The organism is Paenibacillus macerans (assembly GCF_900454495.1).
Classification (GTDB): domain Bacteria; phylum Bacillota; class Bacilli; order Paenibacillales; family Paenibacillaceae; genus Fontibacillus; species Fontibacillus macerans.
Window position 1 is genome coordinate 2,011,047 of sequence record NZ_UGSI01000001.1, and the last position, 12,557, is coordinate 2,023,603.

The 12,557-nt window shown below is 51.8% G+C and carries 12 protein-coding genes; 4 read left to right on the forward strand and 8 right to left on the reverse strand.

The features are described from left to right. Window positions 1-21 precede the first annotated feature (21 nt). A complete protein-coding gene (locus DYE26_RS09155; RefSeq protein ID WP_155621591.1) occupies window positions 22-1,419 on the reverse strand; it encodes a transposase in 1,398 nt (465 codons plus the stop codon). Between the two features lie 307 nt (window positions 1,420-1,726). Between DYE26_RS09155 and DYE26_RS09160 the strand changes: the two genes are divergently transcribed. The 3 genes from DYE26_RS09160 to DYE26_RS09170 are packed head-to-tail and all read left to right on the forward strand — an operon-like array spanning window position 1,727 to window position 5,473. Further along, window positions 1,727-3,205: a spore germination protein gene (locus DYE26_RS09160; RefSeq protein ID WP_036623771.1), complete on the forward strand. Its 1,479-nt coding sequence runs from the start codon at window positions 1,727-1,729 to the stop codon at window positions 3,203-3,205. A 4-nt stretch (window positions 3,206-3,209) separates the two neighbouring features. Further along, window positions 3,210-4,364, forward strand: a complete 1,155-nt coding sequence (locus DYE26_RS09165; RefSeq protein WP_036623772.1) for a Ger(x)C family spore germination protein — start codon at window positions 3,210-3,212, stop codon at window positions 4,362-4,364. Then, entirely contained in the window at window positions 4,361-5,473 is a 1,113-nt protein-coding gene (locus DYE26_RS09170; protein ID WP_036623773.1) for a GerAB/ArcD/ProY family transporter, read from the forward strand. The genes DYE26_RS09165 and DYE26_RS09170 overlap by 4 nt, the downstream gene beginning before the upstream one ends. An 11-nt stretch (window positions 5,474-5,484) precedes the next feature. Here DYE26_RS09170 and DYE26_RS09175 read toward each other — a convergent pair whose 3' ends face one another. Further along, window positions 5,485-6,405: an AEC family transporter gene (locus DYE26_RS09175; protein WP_036623774.1), complete on the reverse strand. Its 921-nt coding sequence runs from the start codon at window positions 6,403-6,405 to the stop codon at window positions 5,485-5,487. 260 nt (window positions 6,406-6,665) lie between these two features. Beyond that, on the reverse strand, window positions 6,666-7,220 hold the full coding sequence (gene lepB / locus DYE26_RS09180; protein WP_255310022.1) for a signal peptidase I: 555 nt from the start codon (window positions 7,218-7,220) through the stop codon (window positions 6,666-6,668). A gap of 174 nt (window positions 7,221-7,394) precedes the next feature. On the opposite strand from lepB, the gene DYE26_RS09185 reads away from it, so the two are divergent. Further along, window positions 7,395-8,315, forward strand: coding sequence for a LysR family transcriptional regulator (locus tag DYE26_RS09185; protein ID WP_036623775.1), 921 nt, complete (start codon window positions 7,395-7,397; stop codon window positions 8,313-8,315). On the opposite strand, the gene DYE26_RS09190 is transcribed toward DYE26_RS09185, so the two are convergent. The 5 genes from DYE26_RS09190 to DYE26_RS09210 form a co-directional block, all read right to left on the reverse strand. Next, window positions 8,303-9,115 carry a carbon-nitrogen family hydrolase gene (locus DYE26_RS09190; protein ID WP_036623776.1) on the reverse strand — a complete coding sequence of 271 codons (813 nt, stop codon included), beginning with the start codon at window positions 9,113-9,115 and terminating at the stop codon, window positions 8,303-8,305. The genes DYE26_RS09185 and DYE26_RS09190 overlap by 13 nt on opposite strands. 104 nt (window positions 9,116-9,219) lie before the next feature. Continuing rightward, the gene (locus tag DYE26_RS09195; RefSeq protein WP_082207822.1) at window positions 9,220-10,179 is read right to left on the reverse strand and encodes a DUF7916 family protein; all 960 of its coding nucleotides are present in this window, start codon (window positions 10,177-10,179) and stop codon (window positions 9,220-9,222) included. 59 nt (window positions 10,180-10,238) lie between these two features. Continuing rightward, window positions 10,239-10,670 (reverse strand): ribose 5-phosphate isomerase B, encoded by a 432-nt coding sequence (gene rpiB, locus DYE26_RS09200; RefSeq protein ID WP_036623778.1) that lies wholly within the window; start codon window positions 10,668-10,670, stop codon window positions 10,239-10,241. 28 nt (window positions 10,671-10,698) lie between these two features. Then, window positions 10,699-11,358: a ribulose-phosphate 3-epimerase gene (gene rpe / locus DYE26_RS09205; protein WP_036623779.1), complete on the reverse strand. Its 660-nt coding sequence runs from the start codon at window positions 11,356-11,358 to the stop codon at window positions 10,699-10,701. A 103-nt stretch (window positions 11,359-11,461) separates the two neighbouring features. After that, window positions 11,462-12,475 (reverse strand): LacI family DNA-binding transcriptional regulator, encoded by a 1,014-nt coding sequence (locus DYE26_RS09210; protein ID WP_036623780.1) that lies wholly within the window; start codon window positions 12,473-12,475, stop codon window positions 11,462-11,464. Window positions 12,476-12,557 lie beyond the last annotated feature (82 nt).

Consider the following 12,557-nt stretch of genomic DNA (forward strand, 5'->3'; position numbering starts at 1 on the left):
TGCTTGTTTAAAAAAATACGGTTATGCTGCTTGAGGCAGGCGTTTATTCAACTTATCGAGTGCAAACTTGGTTAGGTTGTACGCAAGTATACTGAGTTGGAAGTCGACGTTGGCTCGGACACCGCGGTGACGTGTTCGTTTCAATCCATAGTAACCCTTGAGATAGGCAAAGACACGCTCGACAGCCGTTCGCTTTTTGTACAGTTCTTTAAACCCTTTGCTGCCTCTTGCCGGATAGGTGTGCTTACGCACGTCCGTTTCGATCCGAATTTTAAACACCTTTTGGCAGCCGGATTCCGCAAACGGACATTCCTTGCACTCGCTTGGACGGGTATACCGAAGTGTCTCATACTTGGGATCAAAGCTGTCGTACCGATAGGCGTGGCCTTCTTTGCAAACCGGACCATAATCAAGATTCATCCCTTCCGGCGGAGCCGTATGGTGGATGATATCAATGATCGGGTAAGCTTGGAGCGAACGAATCAACTCGTAAATGGGCGTGCTGTCGTAGCCTTTGTCCCCCAACCCATATTTCACCTTCAGCATGGGAAACTTAAGTGGAAGACCTTTGAGCAACAGTACAGCCATGCGTTGGTCGTTCAAATGAGCCGAGCTCAGTACCCCGCTGAGCACATACTGACTATCGGTATCCACTACGATGTTGGCTTTATAGCCATACCAGGTGGTGAGCTTGCCTTTCGAATTTTTCTTGGTGCAACGCGAAGCAGACCTGGGCATCGCTTCAAACAGCTCGTCGTAGGTGAAGGGCAACATGTTTTCTATTTTCTTTTCGAAAGGGGGCAGGCTCGCCTCGTATGCTTCCCGTTCTTTACGGCGGCGCTCCTTTTCTTCGGCCGAGCAATTTCCACGCCCGTAAACCGGCTTTGTCGGCTTCGTGGGTTCGGTCTCAGACACGGGGAGAACGGGCTCCATTTCGAGCTGTTGCACCGAAGATTCCTTCTTTTGCTTCTGTTTCCTTGCGGCTCGGCGTTTGGCAGCAGATTCTCCATATTGGCAGTCCCACGCTTCAACCGCCGAGGAATCGACGGCGATATGAGCTCCCGTTAAGAAACCCTCGGCATGAGCGGCTCTCACCAAACGGTCCAGCACCTGTTCGAGCAGACCCTTTTGCTGCAGCGCCAGATTCAGCCGAGAGTAGGTCGATTCGCTTGGTATACGGTCCGAGCCGGTGAACCGGCATTGGATGCGAAACTCCTCGCTGCTTTCCAGACGTTTTATGATGGAAGAGACGAATTCTATACCCTCCATCTTTGCGATGAGCAGCGAATATACCATGGCTGGATAATTTAATTCTTCCTTACGCCCGCGACGTTTTGGTTTGCTGAGTGCCTGCATGACTGGGGCAAGATCCAAATGCTCGAAGATTTGGCTGTACTTATCTTCGGGGCGCATTTCCATTAATTCCTCGAAGGAAAACAACTCCGTTTGGCGAATTGAATAGATAGGGATTACCTCCGTTTCTCTTTCTCGAGTTTGGTTTGGTCACTATTACTTCGAGATTTGGGGAGGTACTCCTTTTTCTATGCCCAAAAAATCCAGTTATATCAAGCGTTTTGAATTATGAAATTGACTCCTTTTTGCAGTTGAATCTTATCGGGCAGTCCTTCTTCCCCTGAAAAACGCACATAGTTGAGATACGAATATTATTTTTTTTTACACATATTACCTGTTAAAGTTCACGGATACGTTTCTGAGGAGGATCGCCATGGCAAGGCCGCTTGAAGCAAATGTGGAATATCTGAAGCGCACCCTTAGCCATTTTTCCGATGCCGTCTTCAAGGAATTGGATGTAGGGCAAACCGGCTTTCAAGTCATCATTGTCTATCTCTCCGGGATCGCGGACATCAATGCAATTAATGAACAAATCGTCAAACCGTTGATTCTGGCGGGGCTCGGGGACAATAAACCTGCGTATGCCCCGGAAACATTAAAGGAAGACCTGCTGCAGAAGACCGCTTCGCCGGTCGGAATTGAAACGGGCGAGTTTCTGGATAAGTGTGTTTTGGAAGTATTGTCGGGGAAGACTTGCCTGCTCATTGAAGGAATCGATGAAGCGCTGATTGTCGAGACCGCAAATTTCCCTGCTCGAAATGTGGAAGAACCCGCTACCGAAACTTTGGTAAGAGGACCGAGGCAAGGTTTTGTCGAAGACATGGCCAGCAATCTTGCCATGATCAGACGATTTGTGAAGGACGTCAGTTTCAAAATCGATAAATACCGGGTTGGAAAAAGATCTTCCCGAAACTTGGCCGTGCTCTATATCGCCGACATTGCCAATCCGGAACTGGTTCAGGACATCAAAAAAAGGATTGAAGCCATCGACATCGACGATGTACAAGATAGCGGGATCGTAGAGCAATTGATCGAGGAAACACCGTGGTCTCCGTTTCCGCAGCTTCAAGCGACGGAACGCTCGGATAAAGCGGTGAGCGCCCTGATGGGCGGAAAGGTTGTCATCATGCTGGACGGCACGCCGTTCGTGCTGATAGCTCCGATGACTTTCTGGATGCTGGCCCAATCCCCGGAGGATTATTACGAACGGTTCCCGTTAGGGTCATTTTTTCGCATTCTTCGTCTAATGGCGTTGTTTATAGCAACTTTCCTGCCTTCCCTATACGTCAGCTTGGTTTCCTTCCATCCCGGGCTCATCCCGCCCGATCTGGTCATGTCCATTGTGGCCTCGCGGAAAGGCATCCCTTTTCCGGTCTTTGTCGAGGCTCTAATCATGGAAGTGTCATTGGAAATCCTGCGCGAGGCAAGCTTGCGGCTGCCCAAAGGCATAGGCCAGGTCATCGGCATTGTTGGAGGGCTTGTCATCGGGGAAGCGGCCATTGAGGCGTCGATCGTCAGTCCTTTCATGGTGATTATCGTCGGGGTTACCGCGATCTCATCCTTTGCGAGTCCGCAGTACAGCGGCAGTATCGGCATCCGCCTGCTGCGCTTCCCGGTTATGCTGGTTGCCTCGGTATACGGGCTCTACGGGGTGATCCTGTCGTTCATATTTCTGGGTGCCCATATGGTTCGGATCAAAAGCTTCGGCGTTTCTTACATGGCGCCTTTGGCCCCGATCCGATTAAGAGATCAGCAAGATACTTGGGTTCGCGTTCCTTTCAGGTATCTCAAAAAGCGTTCATTAACGTTAAAAACTCAGGACGAGACATTGTCCCACAGAAAAAGGAAGTAAACCTATGACAGCTTTTATCTTTCGGTTCCGCCGCATCCGGCTGCTGCAAAAATGCATTGCCGGATGGATGGCCTGCGCCGTGCTTGCCGGTTGCTGGGACAGCAGGGAAATCGAAGACTTGAGCATCATTCTCGGCGTTGCCATCGATATGGATCAGGATATGCTTGAACTTACTTATCAGCATTTAATCGCTCAGAAAAAACAAGAAAATGCATACACCAACATAACAACGCTTTACGGGGATTCCATCCAGTATGCCTCTAGAGAACAGGCGAAACAGGTGGCTCGTGCACCCTTGTACAATTTTATCCGGCTGGTCTTGATCAGCGATCAGGCTTTGCGGAAGTGGCGGATCGACCAATTGCTGGATACGTATAACCGCTCCTACAAAACGAGCCGAAATTCGGTTGTTATGGTTGTGAAGGGCAGTGCCAAAGAAGCTCTGACGAAGACGGGCAAACATAAAGACATCCCTTCCGTGGATTTGAGGGATCTAGCCAAAAACAGCGCTTTAAACGAAAAAATACCACCAAAGATCACGTTGGGAGACATTTCGATCCGGATTTCGCAGGGAGCCGATTTTTTAATTCAACGGCTGGATACCGGCGAAGGCGGCAATCGTCTGACAGGCGCGGCCCTGATCAGCGGCCAAACGAAGAAATTTGCCGGCTGGCTAGACGAGGAGGATATCAGCGGGATCAATTGGATGCTGGGAAACACGGAGGGGACTGTTGTTAAAGCCGAGGATCCGCGGACGAACCACGCGATGGTATTTGAAGTCGACAAAGTGAAGAGAAAACTCATCCCGCGTGCCAATGGACAGGATATCTCATTTACGGTCCGGATTAAAACCGCCCTTAATCTGAACGAGAACCGGGTTGTCTCTGCCGATCTTCTGAAGGAACCGTTTCTGCAAACGGCCAGGGAAGCGGCGCAGGAAGAAATCAAAGAGAGCGTGCTTCGGTCTTTAAGCAAACTTCGGAAGGAAAAAGCGGATGTGGCCGGTTTTCGCACAAAAATAAAAACGGACTATCCCGAAGCCTGGGATCGCGTGGAGAACAACTGGCCGGATACTTTCAGTCAAATCCCGATCGACGTTCTGGTGGATGTTGAAGTAAGGAGAACGGGAGCTTATTCTAAAGGAGCGGGGTCGCCATGACAAATCTGCCTACCATGAAACATGAAAAAATCTCCACTCTACAAACCGTTCTTACGGTCACCTCGACCGTGTACGCCGTGGGAATTGTGAGTTTGCCCAGAAGTATAGCGGAAAAGACGCAAACTCCCGATGTTTGGCAGGGACTGCTCTTGTCCAGCTTGCTGGGTTTGGTCGCCGTTTTTATCAATGTGAGCTTATGCCGGCGATTTCCCGGGGAGACGATTTATAAGATAAGTACACGGGTTGCGGGTAAATTTATCGGACACCTCATCAACCTTTCATTTATTGTATACTGCCTGTTGGTCTGCTCGCATGTAGTAAGAATGATGGCGGAATTTATCAAAGCTCTGGCCCTGGAGAGAACACCGATCAGCGCGATTCTTATCCCGTTTCTGCTGCTTGTCGGTTATTTGACCTCGGGCGGCCTTCATGTGATGGTGCGGTTGGTGGAGCTTTTTTTCCCTTTAACCTTTGTCGTTTTTTTGCTGCTGATTGTTCTCAATATCAACCATTTCGATCCGGATTATTTGCGTCCCGTTTTTCATAAGGGATGGAGGCCGATCCTTCAATCTCTGGAGGTAGTTCCCTTTTCAACCCTAGGTTTCGAATCCATGCTCATCTTAACGAGTTTCATGGTTCATCCGCAAAAGGCGTGGAAGGCGGGGGCGATCGGCTATGCCGTCGCCATGGGGCTGTATCTCCTCATGGTCACGATGGTCATCGCCTGCATGTCCGTGGAAGAAGTTTCCCGCTTGCAGTGGCCGGTTGTTTCTTTTGCCCAGCAAATCGAATTTCCCGGCGCGTTCCTGGAACGGTTTGAATTGTTGTTTATCGTTTTGTGGACGATTAAAATTTACATGACCACAGCAAATTACTATTTTTACATTGTCGCCGGACTCAGCCAACTTACGCAAAAATGGAACAGGTACATCTATTACCTTCCGTTAGTTTTACTGTTTGCCGCAGCCATGTATCCTCAAAATTTTGTGGAAATCGACAGGATGGGCCAATTAACCGGTTATTTCGGAGTCGTTGCTTGTGCTTTAATACCGCTGTTGCTGTTAATCTCATCCTTCATTTTCCGCCGAAAAGGAAGCCTCAATGCTTAACTCTCGGTGAACTAAACCAGCACGAGCAGCACCGGCAGCACGACAAACGAAGCCAGCGTCGTCCACACGATGCATCTCGACACCAGCCCGGGCGCGGCGTCAAACCGTTCGGCCAGAACGACGGCGTTCACGGCGACCGGCATCGAAGCCAAGATGAACAGGACGGAAAATAGCGTACCCGTAATGCCCAATACGATTAATGCGATATAAGCGGCAACGGGCGCCGCGGCCAGCCTCACGGCAATGCCGGCCCAAACCGCGGATCGCTTGGCGGGAGCGGCGTCCGATCTTCCGACCTTCACCATCTGCGCGCCCAACACCGTCAGCACAACCGGCGAATAAGCGGCCGCCACCATGGAAACCCCTTGGGTGATCTCCGCCGGGAGCTGCAGGTGCGTCATGCGAAGAAAAAACGCCACGGCCGCGGCATAGATCGCCGGCAGGGCAAACACCGACCGGATCGCGCTTTTTACGGAAAACTGCGAACGGGCGGCAAAATACACGCCAACCGTGTTAACGATGATCATCTGCGTGATGACATAAAGCGAAGCTTTATCGAGCCCGAGCTGACCGAAAGCGAGCAGCACAAGCGGCAAGCCGTAGTTGGCGCTGTTCGTCAGCGCCGATATGAGCGTAAGCCCGGCCGCTTCCGGCGCGTCCAGCTTCAGAAGCCGGCCCCCCGCCTTGGCAAGGCCCCACATCAGCACCAGGTTCAACAAGGAAAACCCGATCGTGCTGAACACATCGCCCGAGGAAATATGCGCGTTCATCAGCGTATCGAAAATGATCGCCGGACTCAGCACATACAAATATAAAGTCAGCAGCGGCTTGGTGTCCAAACCGCGAAAACGCGCCAGCAGCGCGCCGGCAATTACCGGAATCGAAAGCGGAACGATTACATGAAGCAGCGTAGCTAAAACCGTATGTATCATAGTTGCCGGACTCCTCTGCACGCTTGATAGTTTTGTTTTGCCCTATTGTACCCCTGTCCGCAAAAGGCGTCCAAGACCTGAAAACAATATAACTAATAGCTATTCCCTATAACTTTTCCGCGTGTATTAAGCCTGAAAGATTAGATTTGGGAAAATCTGCGGCCACCAAAAAAACAGCTCCACCAGGCAGATTCACCTAAAGGAGCTGTTTTTTTCATATGAATGTTCGTGCACGCAAGCTGCAGGTTCAACCCGCGGCCTTAAAACGAATCGATCCCCATCACATGGTCGAGCGGAATCGGCCCGATGCTGCGGCTGTCGTTGCTGTTGTTCCGGTTGTCGCCCATGACAAACACGTAACCGTCCGGAATGTCCCAGACCTGAGCGGCTCCCGCATTCATTTTTTCCTTAATATAAGGCTCGTCCAGCTGCTCCCCGTTGCGGAATACATGTCCGTCCTTCACCTCAATCGTGTCTCCCGGCAGGCCGATCACTCTTTTGACATAGAAAAAATCCTCCTGTCCTCTGCCGGATAACCAGGTAATCAAGGGATGCTCTTTAATGTCGTCCAAAAGCGTACGGCTGCGGTCGACCCGGCTGTCGAGAATGACGATATCGCCGTATTCCGGCAGCTTCTCCAGCACATGCGCAAACTTCCAGGCATAAATGCGCTGCTTGTCGTTCAGCGTCGGTTCCATTGAATGGCCGTCTACCCGGTAAGGCTGGATCACAAAAATGCCGATAATCATGCTTAACACAAATCCAAGCGCGATCGATCCGCCCCATCCGACAATTTCTTTCAACCATTTCTTCAAACGAAAGACCTCCAGAATAATAACTTTAACTTTTCCATCTATTATAACGGGGAATAGGGACACAAAACAAATTTTCCTAAATATCCCAGGTGGTTTGCGATATCGAAATCAAGCATTCTCCGCCTATATATAGTATACTTTATTATAGGAATTTCTTATAAGAGGGATGATGAAATGGAACTAAGACAACTTCTGTACACGCTGAAAATCGCCGAGGAAAAAAACTTTTCCCGCGCCGCCGACAAGCTGCATATCGCCCAACCTTCCCTCAGCCAGCAGCTGTCCAAGCTGGAGCAGGAGCTTGGCGTCAAGCTGTTTCAGCGCAATACGAGCACGGTGGAGCTGACCTATGCCGGAGCAAGCTTTATTCGGCACGCGCAAAAAATTATGGACGCCGTGGCCCAGCTGCGCCAGGAAATGGACGACATCTCCCAACTGCGGGCCGGCCGCGTCGTCGTGGGCAGCATGCCGATCACCGGCTCCCATCTGCTGCCTTACGTGCTGCCCGCCTTCAAGGATGCGTACCCGGACATCGAAATCACGCTGCTGGAGGATACGTCGCTTAATCTGGAGAAGCTGACGGCCGGCGGCGGCACCGACCTGAGTTTGCTGTCGCTGCCGCTGCAGGAGCCGACGCTCGCATACGAGCCGATCGGCGAAGAGATCATCGACCTGGCCGTGCCGCCGAATCACCGCCTCGCCTCTTCCGGTGAAGCCAGAAGCGGCGTGAAGCTGGAGCAGCTGCAGGACGAACCGTTTATCGTACTGAAAAAAGGCCAGGGCTTCCGCAAGCTGACGGTCGACCTGTGCCGCGGCGCGGGCTTTGAACCGAACGTCGTATTCGAAAGCAACAACATCGAAACAGTGCAATCGCTGGTCGCGGCCGGGATGGGCATCACGCTTGTTCCCCGCTTTATCGCCCGGGCCAAACGCAGCGAGCTGATCCCGGCTTATCTGCCGCTCGCTGAGCCCGTGCCGAGCCGTACGCTGGTCATCGCCTACCGGAAAGGACGTTATTTGTCCAAAGCGGCGGAGGCTTTTATCGACACGTTCAAGGCGACGATGGAGCAACGCGACGCGGCTTATAATTCGTAGCAGCCCGGGCGGCGGTCGGCGAAAACGGGGATACGTCCGCGAACCTCATCCACGAGCGGGAGCTCGACGGCTCCGGTAACGATTTCTTCCCCTTCTCCGCCTTCCGTCACGATTTCGCCCCACGGGTCGATGATCATCGAATGCCCGAAAAAGTCCGATCCGCCCCCGCTGCCTACCCGGTTGCAGGCCACCACGTACATCTGATTTTCGATCGCCCGGGCCATCAGCAGCGTGCGCCAGTGACGGAGCCGGGGATGCGGCCATTCCGCGGGGACGAACAGGATCTTGGCGCCCTGCAGGGCCAGCGTCCGGGCCAGCTCCGGAAACCGGATATCGTAGCAGATTGACGCTCCGGCTTTCGTGCCGTCCAATTCAAAGACGACGTTCCGCTCCCCCGGCGCCAAATATTTCTCCTCCTCCATCAGCCGGAACAGATGAAGTTTGGCATAACGGGCCGTCTCTTTTCCCTCGCGATCAAAAACATACATGGCATTGTAAATTTTCCCGTCCCTCTTCTCGGCAATAGAGCCGCCGACGATATGAATGCGGTGCTTCGCGGCAAACGCCGACAGCCACTCCCGCGTCGCCTTGCCTTCGGTGTCGGCCAATTCGTCAATCCGTTCCAAGGCGTAACCCGTGTTCCACATTTCCGGAAGCACGGCCAGATCGAGGTCCGGATGCTCCCGGACCGCCCGCTCCAACAGTTCCCGCATAGCCCTGCGGTTTTCCTCCGGTTCCCCCAGCTTGATATCGCCCTGAACCAGGGCCACCCGCCATTTTCCTTGCTGTAGCTCCGCCATATTATTCACTCCTTAAGAGCACTATACCAGATATGATAGCTTGCTGCTTCACGGGCGGCAATAAGCCGAAAATTCGGCATATAGAGTCTGACAGAAAACTTCCCTTACCTGCTTCTGCCCACCATTCTTTTGATCGTGTGTCTTCTTCCTTTGATCGATAAAGCCAGTTGGTAGACGTTCTCCGGCAGCGGCGTGCCCGCGTATCCCCCATCTCCGATCGCATGGATGTCCGCGCCTGTCTGCTTCATCATCAAGGCGATCATGGCGATCGTCTGCACATCCGCCCCTTCTACCGAACTGTTCAGAAAGGAAAGGGCCAAAGTGCCCGGTTTGTACGAATGAACGAATTCCACGCAGCTTCTGACATGTTCTACCGTAATGCCGTGTCTCGAACCGGGGGCCGGCAGGGTAATCACGTCGGCGCCGGCATCGATCAGGTCCTTGATGATCTCATTGGAAGGCCTTTCGCTGAGCGGGTCGCCCAACACTTTTTCGATCGTACCGTCCTCCCACTTACCCGCGCAAATTAGCATTTGATCTCCCAGCGTTTCTTTGGCCAGTTTCGTGGCCGCGATAATTCGCTCAAAAGTCGTTCCGGCCGACGGATTGCCGCCAAGCACGATAAAATCGGCGCCGATCTCCAGCGCGCGCAGGAAGTTCTCTTTGGAAGCCACCCTGCCTTCTTTCGCTTCCACATACCGCTCGCCCGCCACTTTCGCTTCAGGGCTAGGGCATTCGAATAAAATGCCAAGCGGGACGCCGGCCCATTCTTTAACCTGGTTTAAGCTGTATGGCTTATCGGCCATTTTTCCGTGTTCCATTTCTCGAAGCCCGATATTGGCCTGCTCGTTCACCATGTCAAAACCGTTGAGCATCACCATATCCGCCCCAAATGCGGCTTGAATCTCGGCGTTCGTCACCCCGTCGACCAATCCCGCATTGATCTTGACCAGATGCTGTCCCATGATGACCCGGCCTTCGGAAGCAAAAATCGCTTCCTTCAGCTCCATGGCATTCATTTTCATGATATCGCTTTTCTTGCATGCTATCAGTCGTTTGGCCACTGTAATCTCCTCCAGATATCGTTATTTATAAGCCATCCGTTTAACACAAATATTGCTGCTCAGGTACCTTCGATCATCGCGATCCGGTCCGCATGGCGTTCGCCCTCGAATTCCGCATCCAGCCACGCCTTTACAATCATTTTCGCCAATTCGCTGCCGACAACACGGGCGCCAAAAGCCAAAATATTCGTATTGTTGTGCTGCTTGGACAACTGGGCCGAATAAGGTTCGCTGCATACGACCGCCCGGATTCCCTTGACTTTATTGGCGGAGATCGAGATGCCTACACCTGTCCCGCAGATGAGAATCCCCGCATCCGCTTGCTTCCCGGCTACCGCTTCGGCAACTAGCTTGCCGTATTTGGGATAATCGGTGGGTTCGGCGGTTTGCGGTCCGTAATCGACGACCTCATGCCCCAGCTCTTCGAGATAGGCCGAGATGACCGACTTTAGCTCCACCGCGACATGATCGCTGCCAATGGCGATTTTCATGCAAAATTCCTCCTTCGCTTTACAGCCTTTAAGCGCCGCTCTTTAATCTGCTGATAATCGATTTATAAGATTCCGGTTTGCCGAACAGGGTCGAACTCCCGAGGACAAAGCCTTCAACGCCATATTCGGACAATTCTTCGATTTTCTCTTCCGAGATCGCCCCGTCAACGACGATCGTAAACGGCAGCCCCTTTTGCCTTTTCAAGGCGTGCAGCGCTTGGATCTTCTCGTCGACATACGGTAAATATTTCTGTCCGGCAGATCCCGGGTTCACCGTCATAACGAGTACATAATCGACCAAGCTGAGCAGCGGGTCCACGGCAGCCAGGGAAGTTCCGGGGTTCAGGGCAATACCGGCTTTGACGCCATGGGCCCGGATGCGATCGATGGTGCGGGCCGGATGTTTGTCCGCCTCGGGATGAAAATAAATGATATCCGCCCCTTTCGCGGAGAACAAATCAATGTAGTCGCCGGGGCTGTCGATCATCAGGTGAACATCGACCATCTTGCCGGTTTGCTTGCGGATCAATTCCAAATCCTGAAGCCCCATGCCGAAGTTGGGAACGAATTTCCCGTCCATGATATCGATGTGGTAAATATCCACATTCGCTGCGTCCAATGCGGCCACTTCGTTTTCCAACGATTTGAAGTTGGCGCACATCATCGAAGGACACAATAGTTTGCCCATAAAAATCACCTTCTTAAGTTGGGTAATCGATTACTCATAGTTCTTGCATTTGTAACACCCTTTCCTTAAAGGAGGTTACAAATGTCTCTTGTAGTCGCAAAAATTAAGTTGTCTTTCTTTCCACCAAATGAACCGGAACGCGTGTGTGCTGCCCATGTTTTACGGCGGAGCCGTTGATCATGTCCAGCAGGTTCGCGTAGGCATGTTTAGCCAGAATCGCCTCATCCTGGTCAATCGTGGTCAGCGGCGGATTGCAGTACTTGGATATCTGGTTGTTGTCGAAACCGACGATTTTCACTTGCTCAGGGATGTTGTAGCCCTTCTCCTGCAGCATAAGCATCGCTCCCAAGGCCAGCCAATCGTTCGTGGCGAAAATGCCGTCAAAAGACAAGTCCGCATCCAGCGCTTTCTGGATGACCTTTCGTGCACCTTCCAGATTATTGCTGTGCTCATCAATATAAACCACATTTTGTTCATGAATCGGAAAACCGTACTGCTTTAACGCTTCCTCGTAACCCTTTAGCCGCTCATTGACGGAAGATAAATTGTTCCTTTTGGTCAAGAGCAGAATGTTTTTGCACCCTTTGCGGATTAATTCCTCCGTAGCAAGCCGTCCGCCTTCAAGATGATTCGATTCGATAAAGGCCACGTTCTTGTTGATTTTGGGCCGGCGGTCAATACAAACGATGGGAACGTTTCTCCGCAAAATATCGGTCAGAATTTCCTCCTGGCCGGAGATGCAAATCAGTCCGTCCACCATCTTCCCTTCAAGCGTTTTCAAATATTCCTTTTCCTTCTCGGCGCTTTTGGCCGTATTGCATATAATCGTGGAATACCCCTCTTCAAAAAAGAGACGCTCGATTTCCTGAACGATCGCGGCAAAAAATTCGTTGCTGATATCGGGAACCAGCAAACCGATCGTCTGGGATTTGTTCATGCGCAAACTTTTGGCCACGAAATTGGTTTCATAATGGTGCTTGTTGATCACATCCATGACCTTCTTCCGCGTCTCGTCGGAAAAACGGCCGTTATCATTGATGACGCGGGAGACCGTGGCCACCGAAACGCCGCTTAGACGGGCGATTTCCTTAATTGAAATGTGGTTGCCCTTTTTCATTGCACATCGTCCCTCACTGATACCGAATTCGAGTAATCGTTTACTCATATTTGATATCAATGTAACACGTTTCTCCTTGGAG

What these genes read in the sequence shown, in the direction of transcription:
- DYE26_RS09160 (WP_036623771.1), top strand. Translation starts at nt 1,727, where the DNA reads ATGGCAAGGCCGCTTGAAGCAAATGTGGAATATCTGAAGCGCACCCTT.
- DYE26_RS09165 (WP_036623772.1), top strand. Translation starts at nt 3,210, where the DNA reads ATGACAGCTTTTATCTTTCGGTTCCGCCGCATCCGGCTGCTGCAAAAA.
- rpiB (WP_036623778.1), bottom strand. Translation starts at nt 10,670, where the DNA reads ATGAAAATCGCCATTGGCAGCGATCATGTCGCGGTGGAGCTAAAGTCG.
- rpe (WP_036623779.1), bottom strand. Translation starts at nt 11,358, where the DNA reads ATGGGCAAACTATTGTGTCCTTCGATGATGTGCGCCAACTTCAAATCG.
- DYE26_RS09190 (WP_036623776.1), bottom strand. Translation starts at nt 9,115, where the DNA reads ATGGCGGAGCTACAGCAAGGAAAATGGCGGGTGGCCCTGGTTCAGGGC.
- DYE26_RS09210 (WP_036623780.1), bottom strand. Translation starts at nt 12,475, where the DNA reads ATGAAAAAGGGCAACCACATTTCAATTAAGGAAATCGCCCGTCTAAGC.
- DYE26_RS09175 (WP_036623774.1), bottom strand. Translation starts at nt 6,405, where the DNA reads ATGATACATACGGTTTTAGCTACGCTGCTTCATGTAATCGTTCCGCTT.
- DYE26_RS09170 (WP_036623773.1), top strand. Translation starts at nt 4,361, where the DNA reads ATGACAAATCTGCCTACCATGAAACATGAAAAAATCTCCACTCTACAA.
- DYE26_RS09185 (WP_036623775.1), top strand. Translation starts at nt 7,395, where the DNA reads ATGGAACTAAGACAACTTCTGTACACGCTGAAAATCGCCGAGGAAAAA.
- DYE26_RS09155 (WP_155621591.1), bottom strand. Translation starts at nt 1,419, where the DNA reads ATGGAAATGCGCCCCGAAGATAAGTACAGCCAAATCTTCGAGCATTTG.